We start from the raw sequence: 20,878 nt of genomic DNA, 5'->3' as shown, positions 1-20,878 counted from the left end.
AATTTTGAGGGGAGTAAGATGTAAATGACTTCAACATTTCATGGATTAGAAGTAGCAAGACGGTCACTGTTTACTCAACAGTCCGCCTTACATACTACTGGACATAATATAGCTAATGCCAATACGGAAGGGTACTCAAGACAACGGGTCAACTTTGAACAAACCAGTCCATACCCGGCACCAGCACGTAATGCCCCTGAAATTCCAGGTCAACTCGGAACAGGTGTTAAAGCTGGTGAGGTCGAGCGAGTACGAGAGCAGTTTTTAGACTTTCAATACCGCGCAGAAAATAATAAAGCTGGTTATTGGGACTCAAGGTCAGATTCCTTACGCCGGATGGAAGACATTATGAATGAGCCAAGTGACTCAGGTTTAGCCAATACGTTTGATCAATTTTGGGAATCAATTCAAGATGTCGCAACCAATCCTGAAGATGGTGGGGCACGTCGCGTCATGCAACAGCGTGCTGAAGCATTAACCGACACATTCCACTATCAGCATGAAAAATTAACAGACGTCCAAGGTGAATTGAAAAACGAAATGGATACGAACTCCGGTGAAGTAAATACACTGATCAATCAAATCCACCAAATCAACGATCAAATCGAACGAATTGAACCGAATGGCCATTTACCGAATGACCTCTATGACCAACGCGATGTGTTAATCGATGAACTGTCTGAATTTGTCAATATCGAAGTGAGCCACGTTCCAAGTGGAGGTAACTCAAAGGATATTGCAGAAGGTAAAGCAGTGATCAGATTAATCGATGACAACGGCAACCCGATTGACGGTGGTGAATTGATTAATGAAGATAACGACATGCGTGGGTTAGAAGTTCAGTTCGACCATGATGAGAATAGCCAAATTGTCAACGGCATTGGACTAGGTGATATAAATGCTGACGGTGAGCTTGAAAATGTAGAGTCCATGAATGTTGAGGAGTTTACTTCACCTGGGAAGCTACAAGGATTGATTGATGCTAATGGTTATGTTGATCAACGAGATGGCACTGAATTTAAAGGTGATTATGTTGAGATGATCGATAACTTAAATGAATTAGCTTATGAGTTTTCAACGGCATTTAATGAGCAACACCAACAAGGGTATAATCTACATGGCGACCAAGCGGATGATTATCGCTTTTTTGATCAGCTGGATGACGCTGAACAGGCTGCAGCACTTATTAGTGTTTCTGATGAAATCAAAAATGATGAAAATAACATTGCTGCTAGTTCAACAGGTGATCCTGGTGATGGTGGAAATGCATTAGCTCTATCAGACGTGAGAGATACAGAGTTGGATAATGGACAATCGATTCAAAAGTTTTATGAAGGCATGGTTGGTGAACTAGGTGTTCGAGCTCAGGAAGCGAATCGCATGGCTAGTAATACCGCCGACCTTCGTGAATCAGTAGACGAAAACCGTGAATCGGTTAGTGGTGTTTCTTTAGATGAAGAAATGTCGAACATGATTAAATTCCAACACGCTTATAACGCTGCTGCACGTAACATGACAGTAGTCGATGAGATGTTAGACCGTGTTATTAATCAAATGGGAGTCGTCGGAAGGTAGGTGAATCGTAATGCGCGTAACACAAGGTATGATGAATAATAATATGATCAATAATCTACGCCAAAACTATTCCAACATGGACAAGTATATGGAGCAGTTATCGACCGGTAAGAAGATTAACCGACCATCAGATGACCCAGTCGTCGCGATGAAAGGGGTCGACTATCGCTCTGAACTGTCCAAGGTCAAGCAGTTTGAACGGAACATGTCAGAAGTTAGAAGCTGGATGGATTCTTCTGATGAGGCGATGAATGAGGCTGGTCAAGGTTTGAACCGTGTTCGTGAATTGATGATTCAGGCGAAAAACGGTACCTATGAAGAAAATCAACGCGAAAATATGGCGAGTGAAGTAGAAGAGATTAAGAATCATTTAATTGAGCTATCGAACACCAAAGTTAATAACAAGTACATTTTTAATGGAACCAATACAACGGAAAAACGCTTCGATGTAGATAACGAAGGTGAAGTACAAGTGCTAAACGATGAAGGCGAATGGGTTGCATATGACGGTAATGAAGACGTCTTGAACAATGAAGATGTGATGATCGAAGTGTCCGATGGCGTTGAATTAAAAGCCAATATTAACCCGGAAAATGCTTTCTCAGCAGAATTATTTGACGACCTAGATGGAGTTGTTGACTCACTTCGCAATGACGGCATTCCTGAGGATGAAGAAGTAGAAGTCTTTGGTGAATACCTAGATCGTATGGACGACCACTTACAAAGTTTAGTGAATGAACGTGCGGACTTAGGAGCACGCATGAATCGTGCTGACTTAATCGAATCGCGCTTGTCACAACAAGAAGTCACCACGTCACAATTGATGTCCGATAATGAAGATGCCCATATGGAAGAAGTGATCATGAACCTACAGCTACAAGAAAATGTCCACCGTGCGACATTAGGGGCAGGTTCACGTATTATTCAACCGACATTAATGGACTTTTTACGATAAGCTAAAGCTATCTGTTTGAGCAGATAGCTTTTTCTACATATGAAATGAAGTGAGGGATGAACGATGCAGCTCCCACCGATTCAATATCATATCCAACAAGGACGTATTGGGATCCAAACACACGATGCTGAACAACAAATTACCCAGCGTGAAGCTGATTTACAGATTTCTCAACCAGAAGCAGACATAGAAATCAATCGGACCCCTCCTAAATTATCGATTGATCAATCGCAGGCATGGCGTGATATGGGAATTAGCGGACCATTAGAATCAACTAAAGAAAATGCGGATGAAGGAAAACAAACTGCGCTAGAAGGAGTCGCGCGTCGGGCACGTGAAGGTAATGAGATGGCTCGGATCGAACACGGAGACGGGGCAGTTGAGAGAATCGCTAAACGGAATATGCCGAATGAATACCGAGGCTTTACGATGGGGTGGATCCCGTCATCCTATTTTGCCGTCGATATCGAATATGACCCAGGCGATGTTGATGTGAACGTGCAAAAAAATGATCCAATCATTGAAGCGACCCCTAATAAACCAGTCATGAACTATCAACCTGGAAATGTCGACGTTTATATGGAACAACACCCCGATTTTGAAATGGACGTTGACATGGCCACCTGGCGCGCACAAAACTTTGATATACACGTATAAAAGGAGTTTTTATGAATGAAGATTACAACCGTTTATTTCGGTGACATTGAAATCAATGAAAAGCAATTGATTAACTTTGAAAATGGACTACCTGGCTTTCAGGATGAAAAAGAATTTGCCTTACTAGATTTAGAAGGAAATCCAGCATTTAAAGTCATGCAATCAACTAAAACGAAAGAGCTTGCTTTTGTTATAACCAATCCATTTCTAGTATACCCGGACTACGAGTTCAAGCTAGATGATAATACGGTTGATCAGCTATCAGTTAAAAAGCCAGAGCACGTCTCTGCTTGGTCGATTGTGACTTTAAAAGAACCATTTGAACAGTCAACGATTAACTTGCAGGCACCTGTCGTCATTAACACGCAAAACAGACAAGCTAAACAAGTGTCATTAAACCATACAAAATACCATACGAAACACTCAATTAAAGGAGGGGAGCAGGAAGATGCTAGTACTCACACGAAAACCCGGTGAATCGATCAAAATTGGTGATGACATCGAACTAAAAATCCTATCCATAGACGGTGACCAAATCAAACTAGGCATCGACGCTCCCCGAAACGTCGACATCCACCGCAAGGAAATCTATGAAGAAATCATGAATGAAAACCAAGTCGCCAGCCAACTACCAAAAAATTCAATAAATCTATTAAAAAATACACAAAAAGACTAAAACAACCGAGACAATTGTCGATATAAACAATGTAAGGAAATCAGTCCAACGTCGGCCGACAAAGACTGTTAACCAATTAAGCCACAAGGACGTGGCGAAACAACCAAAATTCAAGGAGGAATTTTAACATGATTATTAACAATAATATCCCAGCGATGAATACTTATCGTCAAATGGGAATCAACCAAGGTGAACAACAATCCGCAATGGAAAAACTATCTTCAGGTCTACGCATTAACAAAGCTGGAGACGATGCTGCAGGTCTTGCAATCTCCGAAAAAATGCGTGCACAAATCAACGGTTTAGACCAAGCAAGCCGTAACTCACAAGACGGGATCTCACTAATTCAAACAGCTGAGGGTGCATTAGACGAATCACACAACATCCTACAACGTATGCGTGAACTAGCTACACAGTCTGCCAACGACACAAACGTTGAAGTAGACCGTGAAGAGCTACAAAAAGAAGTTGACCAGCTTTCTCAAGAACTAGACCGTATCGCTGAAACAACTGAATTCAACACGCAAAGCCTATTAAACGGTGAGTTTGAAGGTACTTTCCAAATCGGTGCAAATGAAGGCCAAAACATGGAAATCTCTATTGGCGATATGAGTGCTGATGAGTTAGGTGTTACTGGTGATGGAAGTGGAGATGCACAATTCACAATAGAAGCTAATGATGGACTTGCAGATACCGGAGATATTACAGATAAAGTGTTAAGTTCAGGCGATAATGAACTCACTGTTGTAGAATTTGATGAAACTCAACGTGTTGATGGTCAGGATGTGCGCTTTGCATTACAGAATGAAGACGGTGATTTCGTTGCAGCAGCTGATAAAGAAGGACAAGAGTACACATTCTTTGATGAAGCTGTTTCTAACGTAGAAGACGGAGAATGGGCTGGTGGATCGTCAGACTATGGACAATCAGATAATGGTGGTAATACAATTGAATTTAATGAATCTGTTCAATCTGGCACTGTAACAGTTGAGGGTCTAGAGTTTGATGGAAGTGGAGATATTGATTCTGCCGTGAATTCAGGCGATATATCAGCTACAGCTACTGTTGAGACAAGTGGTCTTGAAACAGGAGAGTATACAAATAAAGCTATAACGGATTCCGATAGTTTCGATAAGTATATAGATGATAATTTTGATGTAACAGGTAATCTAGACAATACCCATGTTAATAACGTGTTATTGAACGAAGATGGAGAAGTAGCGGCAATTGAATTGGATGACTCTGTCTCTGGTGTGGATAGTGATGGTGAGTATATTTCACCTGAGGATATTGATTTCAGTAAAGACCATGATAGTGGAGATGTTGTAAAAGATGGTGCGGAAACACTAATGACCACTGAAGAGCTTAAAAATGACCAGTCTATTGAAATAAAAGGTGAAGGTGGTATTGATATTTCTACTCAATCTGCTGCTGATAACGCAATCACATCAATCAACGACGCAATTGAGTCGGTTTCAGCTCAGCGTTCTGAGTTAGGTGCGTTCCAAAACCGTTTAGAGCACACAATCTCTAACTTAGACAACGCTTCTGAAAACTTATCAGCTGCGGAGTCTCGTATCCGTGACGCTGACATGGCTTCTGAGATGATGGAAATGACCCGTGCGAACATTCTTTCTCAAGCATCTCAATCAATGTTAGCTCAAGCTAACCAACAGCCACAATCAGTATTACAATTACTAGGATAATTTTATACTATTCAATCAAGGACCCTGGCTCTGGTCGGGGTCTTTTTATTACATAACTTTCAAAAGGTGTGATTAAATGGATCAACAGACTCAAATATTAAAGCAATCTATAGACTTATCACAAACTATGTTACAAGGTTTAGAACATATTCAGGCTTTACTGAACGATGGTAAATTTGAAGAGACAATGTACTTATTTGAAGATGTTGTGAGAGCTCATCTATCAGTGAGTAAATCACTAATTAACAAGAAAGAAATAGACGTATCTAAAATTAATGAAAAGTCACAAAACATACAGGACAGCTTTGATAAGGTAGTTAAAGCTTACGAAACAAACGATAAAGGTAGTGTGCAGCAAATTCTACAATTCACACTCATACCAAAAGTTAAGGAGTGGCATGAGGAATTGGATGAAGTTTACGAAGGTAGTAAAAAGCATTAGTTTTATTGAGCTTTTGAGAGCCTTATTTATGACTCTCCAAAAACTCAATACATATCAAAAGCTAGAAGAACCTTGAAACATCTTGATTTAAAAAGAAATACAAAGCAGTTCCTACTAAAAACAGTGATATGACAAACGCAAATATCATGATACTTAAATTCTTAATAGGTTCAAAGATAACCACTCCTATTATATCTTTAATCATAGACACACCTCCTTTTTTTAAGTAATTATAGACTAACTTACATATTTAAGAAGTGGTATAGTCAAAACATTGACTATACCATTAGTTAATAACGACACTTTTACCCAAGTTAACGACACTTATCCCTAAATTATCAATATTCACCGAATAATAACGACACTCCCTCCTAGCTTATCGACACTCGCTTAAATTTAACGTCACTTCCATTACAGTTAACGTCACTCACCTATTTAATCATATATTTTCTTCCCCGTTTTTCTCCGGTTGCTTTGAATCCTGATGTTTTTAAGAGGTGTTTGGTGATGTGTGGTTGGCTGATGTTTAGGAAGTGGGAGGCTTTTCGATTGGTGATGGTGGGTCCGTATATGTGGGCGTATTCGCGTAAGGTAGGAATGTGTGCTTTTTTGTCTTTGTGTTGGCATTTGGGGCAAATCCAGGTTCGGTTTTTCCATGTCATGGCCCTTTGTGCACAATTGATACAAGTGACGCCTGGTTCAATAAATGGAGTTGGTATAGCTTGGGTTAATGTTTTGGGTGTGTGCAGTTTTCTGAGTGTGTATCCAATTTGATGAAGTTCTTCTTTGGTATAAATGGGATGAGGATAGAGTGTTTTGATTTCATCAATTCGGTCGGGGATTTTTTGACTAACGATGATATCTGGGTTGTTTTCACTTTTTTCTAGAATGCATTTTTTATTGGTGAATACAGCGGCTGTGTGGATGGGGGCATTTGGGAAGTTGTAGGCAGTTAGGAGTTTCTGGAGGTGTTTCTTTTGGATATTGGCTTGGATGAGTGGGTGTGAGAAGACTTCATTTCCTCGAATCATTTGATCAGAGTGCGCTGGAAGTTGAATTCTTCCTTTATGATTTTTACTTTCTATAAGGAGGATAAAACCTTCACTTAAGATTAATAGATCGATTTGGAAAGTTTCATTGTCATGGGTAGTGCGAAATCCTTGAAGAACAACCGTATTGTCGAGCTCTGCAATCCTTAGATAATAATCTAGTGATTTCTCACCGATATAACCTGATAACAATTGCTGGTAATAACTTTGCCAATAAGCGTAATCAGGACAGCTAGGGAGTAAACGTGTGGAAATTGCTTCGCATGAGTTAAGCTCGGGGGACTTTTGAAGTGGTAGTATTAGATTCAATAGAACTCCTCCATTAATATCTCCTTTATTATAGCGAAGTTAATCATGCGAATCAATGTTCGGTTAATATAAAAACTAGCTTTCTACCAGTATATCGACAGTTAGACACATATTATCGACACTTTACCGTAAATAACGAGACTCTCACAAACAATAACGACACTCCCACTCAAGTTATCGACACTCATACCTAACTTATCGACACTCGAACACATGATATCAACAAACTAATCTAAATCTACTATTAAATATAAACTTTTCCTACTCGTAACCGATATAATAAATAGATATGGGGAAGGAGTTGTTTATTGATGAATATCGATCGTGTATTATCAAACTCTCAACTCCTGCAGAGGTCGGGTACAGCGGGGGAACAGTCATCTGAGCAAGTGAAGGCGAAACCGAAATTGCAGGCAATGAACCAAGAGGCTGAGGGTCATAAGAAGTATGAAAATATTGAGTTGTCTAAAGAGCGAGCTGGGGAGTTAGTAGATGGGCTGAATGAATTCCTAGAGCCTGCTGATACGGCGATTCGTTATGAGCTTCATGACAAGTTGGATCGTTACTATATTTCGATTGTTGATACGGAATCTGATGAGATAGTTAAAGAGATTCCACCTGAGAGATTGCTAGATGTTTATGCGGCAATGGCAGAGTTTATGGGCTTTATTGTGGATGAAAGAATTTAACGAACGAGGTGGTGACTAGAAATGATTTCAAATCAAATGCGTATGACTGGTTTTGCTTCTGGTATGGATGTCGAACAAATCGTTGGAGACTTAATGGAAGCTGAGCGTCAGCCACTACAAAAGATGGAGCAGGATCAAAATTGGTTAACTTTACAACGCGATGCCTACAGAGAGGTTAATACGAAGCTTTCCGAATTTGATAACATGTTTTTGGATATGCGGATGTCTACGACTTATCAACAAAGTGAGGCAAATTCGTCACAGCCTGATGCGGTATCAGCGAGTGTATCTAGTGATGCGGATGAGGGTAACTACAAAATTGATGTGGACGAATTAGCAAGCACAGCTTTGAATCACAGTGTAGGTGCGATCACTGATGACGAGGATTTTGATCCAGATGATGTGTTGGAAGATCTGAATTTCAATAATCCGATTGAAGGAGACTCATTTGTTTTTTCCACATTTAACGAAGATGGAAGTGAAGAAGAACACAAGGTTGAATTCGATCCATCCACTGATTCATTAAATGATGTGTTAGATAAGATCTCTGATGAATCTGGTGGAAGAGTCCGTGGATTTTATGATGAAAACATGAAGCAAGTGTTTTTAGAGACAACGCGTACCGGAAGCTATAATAACACTGATGAGTACTTAGGTGCTGAAATTGGATTTAATGGTGAAACCGATTCTGCCTTCCTAACTAATACCTTGCAAATTAAAAATGGTGTCCAAGGCGATAATGGTTGGGAAAAGCGAGAGATCGGAGGAACTGATGCAGAGTTTTCTTATAATGGGATTGAGATGACGTCTAGAGATAACGAGTATGAGGCAAATGGAGTTACATTTGAATTTAATGATACAACTGAAAGCCCTGCCTCTATTTCTGTGAAAAATGACGTGGATGGCGCAGTTGAAAAAATCACTGAATTCGTAGATAAATATAATGAAATGATTGAGTTTCTAAATGAGAAAACAACTGAAGAGCGCCACCGTGATTATCCTCCATTAACTGAAGCTCAACGACAAGAGATGTCAGAGAGTGAAATTGAACTATGGGAAGAGCGTTCCAATAGTGGTTTATTAAGAAGTGATAACATTATTCAAAGTGGTTTATCTAGCATGCGTACAGCTTGGTATTCTTCGGTGGAAAATGAAGTCAATGAGGATTATCAGTCGGTACTTGATGTAGGAATTACGACTTCATCCAACTGGCGTGATGGTGGTAAGCTAGAAGTTGATGAGGATCAGTTACGTAGTGCTTTGCAGGATGATTCTGAAGCGGTATTTAGATTGTTTTCGCGTAATGAAGACGACGAAACACGTGGAGTTGTTAACCGTGTAGAGGATTCCGTTAGTAATATGATGGATCGTATTACGGATCGTGCGGGTAATGAGCTGCGTACAGAACATCAATATACGATGGGACGCGAGCTTTTAAGTATGTCTGATCGTATGCAGAATTTTGAGCGTCGCATGCAACAGACTGAGCAACGTTACTGGGATCAATTTAACCGAATGGAACAAGCCGTTCAGGAAATGAATAACCAGTCTCAACAAATGCAACAACAATTAGGTCAAATGGGTTAGTATTAGGGTTAAAGGAGTGTATGAATGATGGCATATGGCCAACCGTATCAAGCATATCAGCAGAATTCAATTTCAACCGCATCTCCTGCTGAGTTAACGCTTCAACTTTATAATGGATGTGTGAAGTTTATTAAGCTGTCCAAACGTGCGATGGAAAAGAAGGATATTGAAGCGAAAAATACAAATCTCCAAAAAGCACAAAACATCATTAGCGAATTAATGGTGACGTTGAATCCAGAGATTGAAATTTCTAATCAATTAATGCCACTTTATGATTATATTAATTATCGTTTACGCGAAGCCAATTTAAAAAACGATACAGCAATGCTTGATGAAGCACAAGGCATGGTTGAAGAATTGCGTGATACGTGGAAAGAAGTCATTAAATTAAACCGACAACAAAGTCAAAAATCGGGGGCCAAAGCGTAATGACCGAACTTAAAGCGTTATACACGCTCACCCAACAAATGATCGAGTTATTTGAACAACCGGAACAGAAGAAGCGTGAGGAATTGATTAACGCATTTGAGGACTTTGTTTCTAAACGAGACCAGTTACTTAAAAAAATCGAAGGCCCTTATAGTGATGACGAGAAGCATTTAGGACAAGAACTAATTAAAATGGATCAAAACTTACGCCAGCTCGTCGATCATTATTTGAAGAGTTTTCAACAGGACTTTGCTTCATTTAAGAAAAAACAAGCATCAAACAAAAAATATATCAATCCTTATCAAAATCTTTATGGCAAAGATGGAAGTTTTATTGATAAGAAAAATTAGTGCAAAAGGCATGCTCTCTAGGCTTAAGGAGTTTGCCTTTTTTAATTTTTTAGAGTCGACAGAAAATTACTTTATTTTTATAGGTTTAAGAAGGGATTTTTCCGGGTATTGTTGAATATAGTTACATAGTACTTATAAAGGAGGACTTGCATATGATCTACAACGTCAGAGGGGAAAACATCGAAGTTACAGATGCGATCCGAGAGTATGTTGAAAAGAAAATTGGGAAACTGGAGCGTTATTTTGATACGCCTCCAACATCAGAGGTTCACGTCAACTTAAGTGTTCACAACGATGAACAAAAAATTGAGGTAACCATACCGATGACAGACTTATTGCTACGTGCAGAAGAAGGTCATACCGATTTATATGCAGCCATTGATTTAGTCTTAGATAAATTAGAAAGACAGATTCGTAAATATAAGACCAAGATAAATCGTAAATTCCGTCAACAAGGTGCAGCCAAATATGTTTTTGCAGAGATGGAAAAGGAAGCCCTAAATGGCCAAGCAGAGGCCGAGGATGATACCATTGACATCGTCAAGAAAAAGCAATTTGATCTAAAGCCGATGGACGAAGAAGAAGCAGTCCTCCAAATGGACATGCTCGGTCATACATTCTACGTATTTGAGAATTCAGATACGGGTGACACAAACGTCGTTTACAAACGTAAAGACGGAAAATATGGACTGATTGAACCAAATGCATAAACGCTGAAAAAGCGACCCAGTAGTGATTGACTTTGCTACTGGGTTTCATTTTGGCTTCTTGGTGGTGATTTTATGCTTGTGGAAGTCTCGGAGCTGGTAAGAGAAGGAGGATCTAATTGACAGAAAAGGCCACTCCTGATGCAAAAGCCTCAATTAAAAGCGGTCTAATTGACGGGCAAGAGATCACAACAGGAAACTGGTCAAAGAAAGCCGGTCTCTCTTCCCGGAGCAGGCCAATCCAGCAGGAAACTGGTCAAAGAAAGCCGGTCTCTCTTCCCGGAGCAAGCCCATCCAGCAAGAAACTGGTCAAAGAGAGCCGGTCTCTCTTCCCGGAGCAAGCCCATCCAGCAAGAAACTGGTCAAAGAGAGCCGGTCTCTCTTCCCGGAGCAAGCCCATCCAGCAAGAAACTGGTCAAAGAGAGCCGGTCTCTCTTCCCGGAGCAAGCCCCTCCATCAGGAAACTGGTCAAAGAGATCCGGTCTCTCTTCCCGGAGCAGGCGCATCCATCAGGAAACTGGTCAAAGAGAGCCGGTCTCTCTTCCCAGAGCAGACGCATCCAGCAGGAAACTGGTCTAAGAAAGGCGGTCTCTCTTCCCGAAGCAAGCCCATCCAGCAGGAAACTGGTCAAAGAGAGCCCGTCTCTCTTCCCGGAGCAAGCCCATCCAGCAGGAAACTGGTCAAAGAAAGCCGGTCTCTCTTCCCGGAGCAAGCCCATCCAGCAGGAAACTGGTCAAAGAGAGCCGGTCTCTCTTCCCGGAGCAAGCCAATCAAGCAGGGAACTGGTCAAAGAAAGCCGGTCTCTCTTCCCGGAGCAGGCCCATCCAGCAGGAAACTGGTCAAAGAAAGCCGGTCTCTCTTCCCGAAGCAAGCCAATCCAGCAGGGAACTGGTCAAAGAAAGCCGGTCTCTCTTCCCAGAGCAGGCGCATCCAGCAGGAAACTGGTCAAAGAGAGCCCGTCTCTCTTCCCAAACAAGCTCCTCCAGCAATCAATCACTCAAAACCGCTCACCACAAGGCTTAAAACAACTCAAAACCCCCCCACGCAAACCCCATACAAAAATTTTTTAAAAAAATTTTCCCCGTGCCAAAACCAAATTATCTCCCCGAAAATTGCACACCTAACAAAACTAGCCAACTTAATGCTAATACCACAAAACTGCCTCAAATGAAGGGGGCTACCACTAGGTTCAAACCCGTGATATAACTAATATAACAAGATCATGAAGGGGGAATACGAGTTGAACGATCGTAATCAATGTTTTCACTGTACGGGTTTAGAACAGCAGTTAAATCAACAAAGCAAGTTGATTTCCCAATTAATGCGGATTATTGCCGCAACGAATAAACGTGTGTCCATGCTTGAGAACCGTTTTCCTGAAGTAACCTCCGAACCTAATTTAACTTATTCCTTTCCTGACACTCCCTCATGTCGAATTGAATAGCCTCCTCTTGATCTTGTATTTTACCAGCTCTCTGTTAACCATATGGAAGCTGGTCTTTTTTTTCACCAATCGTCAATATGTGTCTAACGTTTCTATGTCTTAGTTAGTTGTCATCAGTGTTTTGATAGTGTTATCATTATAGTTGGATTGTTGTAAACAAGAGGATATGAGGTGCAAAAGCAATGAGGCAATTATTGACTAAAGTTTTTGGGGATGGAACAGAAAAGCAATTGAAAAAAAATCGTAAAATAGCAGATCAAATAGAAGCACTTGAGCCTGATATTCAAAAGCTATCAGACTCGGGGTTACAAGCGAAGACAGAAGAATTTAAGAAGCGTTATCAAGAGGGAGAGACACTTGATGATTTATTAGTTGAGGCGTTTGCCGTTGTTCGTGAGTCGGCTAAGCGTGTATTAGGCATGCGACCTTACTACGTTCAGCTTCTTGGCGCAATTGCCTTGCACAATGGCGATATTGCTGAGATGAAAACGGGTGAAGGTAAGACGCTCGCTTCAACGATGCCTGCTTACTTAAATGCGCTATCTGGTGAAGGCGTTCATATTATTACGGTTAACGATTATTTAGCAGACCGTGATGCTAATGAGATGGGCGAGCTTTACCAATGGTTAGGTTTAACGGTTGGTTTAAATAAAAATGACCTAACTAAAGATGAAAAGCGTGAAGCATACGCTTGTGATATCACGTATGGTACGAACAATGAGTTTGGCTTTGATTACTTACGTGACAATATGGTGTTATATAAAGAAAAAATGGTTCAAAGATCGCTCAACTTTGCGATCGTGGACGAAGTTGACTCGATTTTAATTGACGAAGCTCGTACACCATTAATTATTTCTGGTTCTCAGAAAAAGTCCCAAACTAATTATGTGCAAGCAGATTCTTTTGTTGCGACCTTAAATAGTGAAGAGGACTACACATATGATGAGAAATCTCGTAATGTCCAGTTAACTGAAAGTGGAATTACGAAAGCGGAGAAATTCTTTAATATCGAAAACTTATATGATCTTAACAATGTGTCGTTAACGCACCATATTAATCAAGCGTTAAAAGCCCATGTGGTCATGCAACGTGATACCGATTATGTGGTTGAAGATGGTGAGGTTGTCATCGTTGACCAATTTACGGGACGTCTAATGAAAGGTCGTCGTTATAGTGATGGTCTACACCAGGCTATTGAAGCTAAGGAAGGCTTACAAATTCAAAAGGAAAGTATGACGCTAGCAACCATTACGTTCCAAAACTTCTTCCGTATGTACAATAAGCTTGCTGGTATGACAGGTACAGCGAAAACGGAAGAAGAGGAATTCCGTAATATTTATAATATGAACGTCATTCAAATTCCTACGAACAAGCCGATTATCCGTGATGACCGTCCGGATTTAATTTACAAATCCACTGAAGGTAAATATAAAGCGATGGTTGAGGATATTAAATCACGCTATCAAAAAGGACAGCCTGTTTTAGTTGGTACGGTTGCCGTTGAAACGTCAGAAGTGATTTCTAATCTTCTTAAAAAAGCTGGCGTTAAGCACAATGTTTTAAACGCGAAGAACCACTTTAGTGAAGCAGAAATCATTTTACAAGCGGGTCAAAAAGGTGCCGTAACGATTGCGACGAACATGGCCGGTCGTGGTACTGATATTAAACTAGGCGATGGGGTTACTGACCTTGGAGGCCTTGCTGTTATTGGTACGGAGCGTCACGAATCACGCAGGATTGATAACCAGTTGCGTGGGCGTTCAGGTCGTCAAGGGGACCCAGGTGTATCTCAATTTTATCTATCAATGGAAGATGAATTGATGCGTCGCTTCGGTTCTGAGCGTATGCATTCGATGATGGATCGCTTCGGTTTAGCTGATGATCAGCCGATTGAAAGTAAAATGGTTTCTCGTGCAGTTGAGTCCGCTCAAAAACGTGTTGAAGGTAATAACTTTGATGCGCGTAAACAAATCCTAGCCTATGACGATGTGTTACGTCAGCAGCGTGATATTATTTATGAACAACGTAACCAAGTGCTTGTCTCTGATAATTTACGCGACATTATTGAAGGCATGATTGAATCAACCGTTCAGCGTAATGTCGAAGTATATACAGAAGATGAGGATGAAGAGAACTGGGATTTAGAAGGCTTAACGTCGTTCTTACATGCGAATATTTTGGAGCAAGATGAGTTAACAGCAGATGACCTAAAAGGTAAAGAGTCAGATGAAATGATCGAGCAGGTCATGGAGATCGTGAAGAAGAAATATGATCAGCGTGAACAAGAGTTAACAGAAGAACAAATGCGTGAGTTTGAAAAGGTTATTTTACTGCGCACAGTTGACTCAAAATGGATGGATCACATTGACCAGATGGATCAGTTGCGTCAAGGTATTCACCTGCGTGCTTATGGTCAAACCGATCCACTACAAGAGTATCAAATGGAAGGCTTCAGCATGTTTGAAGATATGATCGCGTCTGTCGAACAAGAAGTTTCTAAATACGCGATGAAAGCTCAAATCCGTGAGAACTTACAACGGGTTCAAGTCGCTACTGGTACTAAAGCTGTTGCTGGTGGTCGACCACAAGAGAAGAAGAAGCCTCAGCCGTATGTTAAGAAAAAAGAGGTTGGACGTAATGAGCCATGTCCTTGTGGTAGTGGTAAGAAGTATAAACACTGTCATGGTCAAGATTAATAAGAGTAACATAAACCTTCTTCATTCTTTATGAGTGGAGAAGGTTTTAACTTGTGATCACCGGGAATAACAAAGAATATGGAAATTGTAACTAAATGTTCGTTTTTTCAATCATTCTCGGTGGTATAATATGGTTATAATGATATTAGTTGAGGTGGGTAATTAGTTATGGATTTAGCAACGATTCGAAATGAATTAGATCAATTACAAGAAAAACTAGAAAACTTTAGGGGGTCTCTTTGACTTAGAAGATGACCAAGCCCGAATTGATGAGCTTGAACACGAGATGACTCAACCCGATTTTTGGAACGATCAAGAGCAAGCTCAAAAAGTAATTAATGAAACGAATCGCTTGAAAAATATCGTTAACGCTTTTAAGAAAAACGAAGAAAACCTTGATAATCTTGAGGTTTCATATGAATTAGTTAAAGAAGAGAATGATCAAGAGCTTTTTGAAGAACTGCAAGAGCAATTACAATCGGTTAAAGACGAATTTAACCAATTTGAATTAAACATGCTTTTAAGTGAACCCTATGATCAAAATAATGCGATTATCGAAATTCACCCAGGAGCTGGCGGAACTGAGTCACAGGATTGGGCAGCTATGCTTCTAAGAATGTACACGCGTTATGCCGAACGAAAAGGGTTTAAAGTGGAAACACTGGATTATTTGCCAGGTGATGAAGCGGGTGTTAAGAGCGTAACGCTGCTGATTCAAGGTCATAATGCCTATGGCTACTTAAAAGCAGAAAAAGGAGTTCACCGCCTTGTGCGTATTTCGCCATTTGATTCCTCAGGCAGACGCCATACTTCTTTTGCGTCACTAGATGTCATGCCTGAATTCAATGACGATATTGAAATTGATATTCGCACAGAAGATTTAAAAATTGATACTTACCGAGCAAGTGGTGCAGGTGGACAACACGTTAACACGACTGATTCTGCCGTTCGGATCACACATTTACCAACTAACACGATCGTTACCTGTCAGTCCGAACGCTCTCAGATAAAAAATAGAGAACAAGCCATGAAAATGTTGAAATCTAAACTTTATCAACTTGAGATTGAACGACAACAACAGGAACTTGATGACATCCGTGGTGAACAAAAAGAAATTGGCTGGGGAAGCCAAATTAGGTCTTACGTTTTCCACCCGTACAACATGGTTAAAGACCATCGCACAAACGTCGAAAATGGAAATACCCAAGCAGTAATGGATGGCGAGCTCGATCTATTTATTGACGCCTATTTACGTTCAAAAGTTAAAGGATAATTTTTGAACGTTTAGGAAAACATATAATATAAACAAGATTTAGGAGGTCAACAAATGAAGAAAACATTATTTGCAGTACTGTTTGGCTTTGTACTCATACTTGCTGCTTGTGGTGGTGGCGGTGATGATGGAGACGCCTCTGAAACAGCCGCAGGTGAAGACCTATACCAGCAAAACTGCGCAGCTTGTCACGGCGGTGACCTATCTGGTGGAGCAGGTCCATCCTTAGAAAATGCAGGCGATGACTTCGATCATGACGAAGTTGTTTCCATTATCTTAGAAGGTTACGGTGGAATGGCACCAGTAGACGTTTCTGAAGATGAAGCAAGCGACATTGCAGACTTCGTAACTTCACAATAATTAAACTTATCCAGATTAGAGGGCTTTGGAATTCATTCCAAAGCTTTTTTATTTTGATTAAAAGCGATCACAGTCGGATGCGGCACCGCGACAGTCGGACAGAGCCCACTCACGATCGGACGAGGCACCGGGACAGTCGGACCGAGGTCGTTCACAGTCGGATGCGGCACCGCGACAGTCGGACAGAGCCCACTCACGATCGGACGAGGCACCGGGACAGTCGGACAGAGCCCACTCACAGTCGGACGGGGCACCGCGACAGTCGGACAGAGCCCACTCACGATCGGACGAGGCACCGCGACAGTCGGACAGAGCCCACTCACAGTCGGACCGAGCCCACTCACAGTCGGATGCGGCACCGCGACAGCCGGACAGAGGTCGTTCACAGTCGGACGGGGCACCGCGACAGTCGGACCGAGCCCACTCACGATCGGACGGGGCACCGCGACAGTCGGACAGAGGCCACTCACAGTCGGACAGAGGCCACTCACAGTCGGACAGAGGCCACTCACAGTCGGACCGAGCCCACTCACAGTCGGACAAGCCACCTCGACAGTCGGACAGAGCCCACTCACGGTCGGACAAGCCCCTCGACAGTCGGACAAGCCACCTCGACAGTCGGACGATCCACCACGACGGTTGGACGAGCCCTCCCAACAGTCGATCGAATCATCCCCCCCCTTTCTAATCCTTTCTATCTATGAATTGAAATGAAAATGTAATATAAAAATGACGCTAAAAATTGTAGAAAAATGTTATAATACATATAAATTTGAAAAAGTCTACTAGGTTAATAGGACAAGAATTAGCCGATTGTGTTAGAATACAACTAATTAATATAATATTTTGATAGTTTGTGCCAGTTTGTGTCATAAAAACCGATCCAGCAATGACAAATAGGTTGCGGCTCAGCAAGAGGTAAAGGTGGATTCTATGATAGAGATGAAAAGTGTTTATAAAGTTTACGATAACGGGGTCACAGCGCTCGATGGCGTGGACCTTAACATAGATCAAGGTGAGTTTGTTTACGTTGTTGGTCCTAGTGGTGCCGGGAAAACGTCGTTTATTAAGATGATGTACCGTGAAGAGGTGCCGACCAAAGGAAAAGTCTATGTGAATAAGGTAGATGTCGGTAATATCAAAGAACGAAATGTTCCTTATTTACGTCGAGATATCGGGGTTATTTTCCAGGATTTCAAACTTTTGCCGAAACTTACTGCTTATGAAAATGTGGCATTTGCGTTAGAGGTTATTGAAGAAAATCCAAGGAAGATTCGTCGTAAGGTGATGGATGTACTTGATCGTGTGGGGCTTAAGCACAAGGCTCGCTTTGTTCCAGCTCAGCTATCTGGTGGTGAACAGCAAAGAGTGGCAATTGCGCGTGCGATTGTTAATAACCCTAAATTGATTATTGCCGATGAGCCAACGGGTAACTTGGACCCTGATACGTCGTGGGAGATTATGAAAATCTTTGATGAGGTCAATGCCAGTGGGACAACCCTTGTGATGGCGACTCACAGTAAAGAAATTGTTAATACCATTCGTAAGCGTGTTATTGCCATGGAAAAAGGCCAAATAGTAAGAGATGAACATCGAGGGGAATACGGATATGAAGATTAATACGGCCAAAAGACATTTAAGAGAAGGAACGAAAAACATTATACGTAATGGGTGGATGACGATTGCTGCAGTTGGTGCAGTCACCACAACTTTAATTCTAGTTGCCGCCTTCCTGATGTTAATTCTAAACCTAAATCAAATCGCAGATAATATTGAATCTGATGTTGAGATTCGTGTTTATATAGACTTAAACACAAGTGAAGACGAGATTGATGAGTTAGGTGAGCAAATTGCTAGTATAGATCAAGTTTCCGATCATTATTTTTCATCAAAAGATGAAGAGCTAGAGATGTTGATTGAGGATTTAGGTGAAGAGGGAGAAGCTTACGAATTATTCGAACAGGATAATCCACTTAACCATGTTTACGTGATTAGTACAGAGCAGGCAGAAGATTTATCCGGTGTAGCTAATCGAATTGATCGAATGGATCATGTCGATGAAGTCAATTATCGAAGTGATGTGGTTGATCGTTTACTAGAGTTTAATAAATATGCTAGATACATAGGGATTATCTTTATTACGGCATTATTATTAACAGCTAGCTTCTTAATCTCTAACACGATTAGAATGACGATTACGGCTAGAAAAGATGAGATCGGCATTATGCGTTTAGTTGGTGCGAAAAATAGCTTTATTCGCTGGCCGTTCTTTGTTGAAGGTATGTTGACAGGAGTTTTAGGTGCGTTTCTACCAGTTGTTTTAGTCCTTGGTGGTTACCACTTCTTATATAACAGCTTGAGTGAGCAGATCAATTTCTCATTTGTTGAGCTATTACCGTGGAATCCGTTTGCATGGCAATTATCACTGATTCTACTAGGAATTGGAGCTTTAATTGGCATTTGGGGAAGCGTCATGAGTGTACGCAAATTCTTGAAGATCTAACTAGTCTATCATCAAGCCAAAAATATGCCATAAAGGGGAGAAACTGAATTGTCTAAAAAAGCAATATCGTTCTTAACTCTTATTCTATTATTAGCTAGTACACTAACCTTTTCAGAAATTGGTTCAGTAGAAGGGCAAACATTAGAAGAAATTGAAGAAGAACTGCGTGAAGTTGAGAGAGAACGTCAAAATGTTAACCAAGAACTCAGTAGTTTGCAAGATCGCTTATCAGAAATTGAGGCTCAGCAGGCTGAGACTAAATCTGAGTTGGACCAGATTGTTGGTGAGATTGAGCAAACAGAGCTAGAGATTCAACAAAAAGAATTAGATATCGATATTACAGAAACAGAGATTAAACAACTTGAAGAGGAAATAAACGTTTTAGAAGAAGAAATTGCTGATCTAGAATCTGAGATAGAGCAACTAGAAGAGGAAATTGTTATAACCGAAGAACGAATTGATCAGCGTGAGGACTTACTGAAAAACCGTTTGCGTGCACTACAGCGAAATGGTGGTTCTGTTCAATATATTGAAGTGGTTTTAGGTGCGAAGGATTTTGGGGAATTTATCAGTCGTGCTAGTGCAGCTAGTAAGTTGATGGATCAGGACCAGAGTATTATTAGTGATCACTTTGATGATAAAGAGTACTTAGAAGAAACGGTAGCTACCGTTGAACAGTCAAAGCTCGAGGTTGAAGGTAATAAAGAAGAAGTTGAAGGGAATAAAACGGAACTAGAAGATAAACACAACACGCTAATGACACAGAAACAGGAACTAGATTCTTTAGTTGCTTCATTAGAACAACGTCGTGAAGAACAAAATGTTGTTTTAGCTAGTTTAGAAGAAGAAGAAGATCATATTGAAGACATCCAACTTTCATTAGAGGAAGAAGAGGAATTATTAAGTCGACGTGAATCTGTCTTAGAGGATGCTAAACGAGCAGCTCAATCAGATAGTGGAGGAAGTTCAAGTTTTATGACACCGACGACCGGGTATATTTCTTCACACTTTAATCCAAATCGAGTTCACCCTATTTATGGAACGGCAAGACCTCATAATGGTGTAGATATTGCGAATTCTAGAGGGACTGCAATTAATGTAGCGGCTACTGGCGTGGTTTATGACACGATTACAGGCTGTGTAGAAGGCAATATGTCATGTGGTGGTGGATTTGGTAATGCCGTTTTCGTTTCCCACGTTGTAAACGGCGAACAATTTGATACGGTTTATGCCCACCTACAATCAGTTCAGGTAAATCCAGGCCAGACGGTTTCTCAAGGTCAGCAAGTAGGAACAATGGGTTCAACCGGTTCATCAACAGGTCCACACTTGCATTTTGAGATTCACCCAGGTGGTTATGGAAATGCAGTTAACCCGATGAACTATATTAGTGCACCTTAAACAGACAAGTTTAATTCGGTTTACGGACAAGAGATGTTATAGTAACATAAAGGCATTACACGAGAGTGTG

General features: G+C 41.0%; 22 protein-coding genes. 20 read left to right on the top strand and 2 right to left on the bottom strand.

The window, feature by feature from the left end; all coding sequences use genetic code 11:
* Positions 1–24: 24 nt before the first annotated feature.
* From flgK to HWQ49_RS06035, 7 genes are all read left to right on the top strand, one after another.
* Positions 25–1,575, top strand: a complete 1,551-nt coding sequence (gene flgK, locus HWQ49_RS06065) for a flagellar hook-associated protein FlgK (protein WP_188206712.1) — start codon at positions 25–27, stop codon at positions 1,573–1,575.
* Positions 1,576–1,585: 10 nt separating this feature from the next.
* Positions 1,586–2,530 (top strand): flagellar hook-associated protein FlgL, encoded by a 945-nt coding sequence (gene flgL, locus HWQ49_RS06060; protein ID WP_188206711.1) that lies wholly within the window; start codon positions 1,586–1,588, stop codon positions 2,528–2,530.
* A gap of 63 nt (positions 2,531–2,593) precedes the next feature.
* On the top strand, positions 2,594–3,187 hold the full coding sequence (locus HWQ49_RS06055; protein WP_188206710.1) for a DUF6470 family protein: 594 nt from the start codon (positions 2,594–2,596) through the stop codon (positions 3,185–3,187).
* A 15-nt stretch (positions 3,188–3,202) separates the two neighbouring features.
* Positions 3,203–3,664 (top strand): flagellar assembly protein FliW, encoded by a 462-nt coding sequence (fliW, locus tag HWQ49_RS06050; protein WP_188206709.1) that lies wholly within the window; start codon positions 3,203–3,205, stop codon positions 3,662–3,664.
* On the top strand, positions 3,636–3,863 hold the full coding sequence (csrA, locus tag HWQ49_RS06045) for a carbon storage regulator CsrA (protein ID WP_188206708.1): 228 nt from the start codon (positions 3,636–3,638) through the stop codon (positions 3,861–3,863). The genes fliW and csrA overlap by 29 nt, the downstream gene beginning before the upstream one ends.
* 128 nt (positions 3,864–3,991) lie before the next feature.
* Positions 3,992–5,569, top strand: coding sequence for a flagellin N-terminal helical domain-containing protein (locus tag HWQ49_RS06040; RefSeq protein WP_188206707.1), 1,578 nt, complete (start codon positions 3,992–3,994; stop codon positions 5,567–5,569).
* Positions 5,570–5,645: 76 nt separating this feature from the next.
* On the top strand, positions 5,646–6,011 hold the full coding sequence (locus HWQ49_RS06035; protein ID WP_188206706.1) for a hypothetical protein: 366 nt from the start codon (positions 5,646–5,648) through the stop codon (positions 6,009–6,011).
* 61 nt (positions 6,012–6,072) lie between these two features.
* Here the strand turns inward: HWQ49_RS06035 and HWQ49_RS06030 are convergent, their stop codons facing one another.
* Entirely contained in the window at positions 6,073–6,216 is a 144-nt protein-coding gene (locus HWQ49_RS06030; protein ID WP_188206705.1) for a hypothetical protein, read from the bottom strand.
* 226 nt (positions 6,217–6,442) lie between these two features.
* Positions 6,443–7,369, bottom strand: coding sequence for a nuclease-related domain-containing protein (locus tag HWQ49_RS06025; RefSeq protein ID WP_188206704.1), 927 nt, complete (start codon positions 7,367–7,369; stop codon positions 6,443–6,445).
* A gap of 311 nt (positions 7,370–7,680) precedes the next feature.
* Between HWQ49_RS06025 and flaG the strand changes: the two genes are divergently transcribed.
* The 13 genes from flaG to HWQ49_RS14825 all read left to right on the top strand — a co-directional run bounded on the left by flaG (position 7,681) and on the right by HWQ49_RS14825 (position 20,808).
* The gene (gene flaG / locus HWQ49_RS06020) at positions 7,681–8,058 is read left to right on the top strand and encodes a flagellar protein FlaG (protein WP_188206703.1); all 378 of its coding nucleotides are present in this window, start codon (positions 7,681–7,683) and stop codon (positions 8,056–8,058) included.
* Between the two features lie 21 nt (positions 8,059–8,079).
* Positions 8,080–9,645, top strand: a complete 1,566-nt coding sequence (fliD, locus tag HWQ49_RS06015; RefSeq protein WP_188206702.1) for a flagellar filament capping protein FliD — start codon at positions 8,080–8,082, stop codon at positions 9,643–9,645.
* Positions 9,646–9,672: 27 nt separating this feature from the next.
* Positions 9,673–10,074, top strand: coding sequence for a flagellar export chaperone FliS (gene fliS, locus HWQ49_RS06010; protein WP_188206701.1), 402 nt, complete (start codon positions 9,673–9,675; stop codon positions 10,072–10,074).
* The gene (locus HWQ49_RS06005) at positions 10,074–10,424 is read left to right on the top strand and encodes a hypothetical protein (protein WP_188206700.1); all 351 of its coding nucleotides are present in this window, start codon (positions 10,074–10,076) and stop codon (positions 10,422–10,424) included. Before fliS ends, HWQ49_RS06005 begins: the two co-directional genes overlap by 1 nt.
* 152 nt (positions 10,425–10,576) lie before the next feature.
* Positions 10,577–11,134: a ribosome hibernation-promoting factor, HPF/YfiA family gene (gene hpf / locus HWQ49_RS06000; protein ID WP_188206699.1), complete on the top strand. Its 558-nt coding sequence runs from the start codon at positions 10,577–10,579 to the stop codon at positions 11,132–11,134.
* A 116-nt stretch (positions 11,135–11,250) separates the two neighbouring features.
* On the top strand, positions 11,251–12,201 hold the full coding sequence (locus HWQ49_RS05995; RefSeq protein ID WP_188206698.1) for a hypothetical protein: 951 nt from the start codon (positions 11,251–11,253) through the stop codon (positions 12,199–12,201).
* Positions 12,202–12,371: 170 nt separating this feature from the next.
* Positions 12,372–12,575 carry a hypothetical protein gene (locus tag HWQ49_RS05990; protein WP_188206697.1) on the top strand — a complete coding sequence of 68 codons (204 nt, stop codon included), beginning with the start codon at positions 12,372–12,374 and terminating at the stop codon, positions 12,573–12,575.
* 182 nt (positions 12,576–12,757) lie between these two features.
* Positions 12,758–15,271: a preprotein translocase subunit SecA gene (gene secA, locus HWQ49_RS05985; protein WP_188206696.1), complete on the top strand. Its 2,514-nt coding sequence runs from the start codon at positions 12,758–12,760 to the stop codon at positions 15,269–15,271.
* Positions 15,272–15,439: 168 nt separating this feature from the next.
* Positions 15,440–16,544, top strand: a protein-coding gene (prfB, locus tag HWQ49_RS05980; protein ID WP_188206695.1) for a peptide chain release factor 2 whose coding sequence is annotated in 2 segments (ribosomal slippage) — positions 15,440–15,511 and positions 15,513–16,544 — 1,104 coding nt in all. Because the reading frame shifts where the segments join, the coding sequence is not laid out codon by codon here.
* 54 nt (positions 16,545–16,598) lie between these two features.
* Positions 16,599–16,904: a c-type cytochrome gene (locus tag HWQ49_RS05975; RefSeq protein ID WP_188206694.1), complete on the top strand. Its 306-nt coding sequence runs from the start codon at positions 16,599–16,601 to the stop codon at positions 16,902–16,904.
* Between the two features lie 933 nt (positions 16,905–17,837).
* Positions 17,838–18,524 carry a cell division ATP-binding protein FtsE gene (gene ftsE / locus HWQ49_RS05970; protein WP_188206693.1) on the top strand — a complete coding sequence of 229 codons (687 nt, stop codon included), beginning with the start codon at positions 17,838–17,840 and terminating at the stop codon, positions 18,522–18,524.
* Positions 18,514–19,407 carry a permease-like cell division protein FtsX gene (ftsX, locus tag HWQ49_RS05965; protein WP_188206692.1) on the top strand — a complete coding sequence of 298 codons (894 nt, stop codon included), beginning with the start codon at positions 18,514–18,516 and terminating at the stop codon, positions 19,405–19,407. The genes ftsE and ftsX overlap by 11 nt, the downstream gene beginning before the upstream one ends.
* Positions 19,408–19,455: 48 nt before the next feature.
* A complete protein-coding gene (locus HWQ49_RS14825) occupies positions 19,456–20,808 on the top strand; it encodes a murein hydrolase activator EnvC family protein (RefSeq protein WP_188206691.1) in 1,353 nt (450 codons plus the stop codon).
* Positions 20,809–20,878 lie beyond the last annotated feature (70 nt).

This window comes from Alkalibacillus aidingensis (genome assembly GCF_014595945.1).
Taxonomy (GTDB): domain Bacteria; phylum Bacillota; class Bacilli; order Bacillales; family Alkalibacillaceae; genus Alkalibacillus; species Alkalibacillus aidingensis.
Note: the sequence above shows the minus strand (reverse complement) of the source record. Positions and strands in the feature narration are given on the sequence as shown.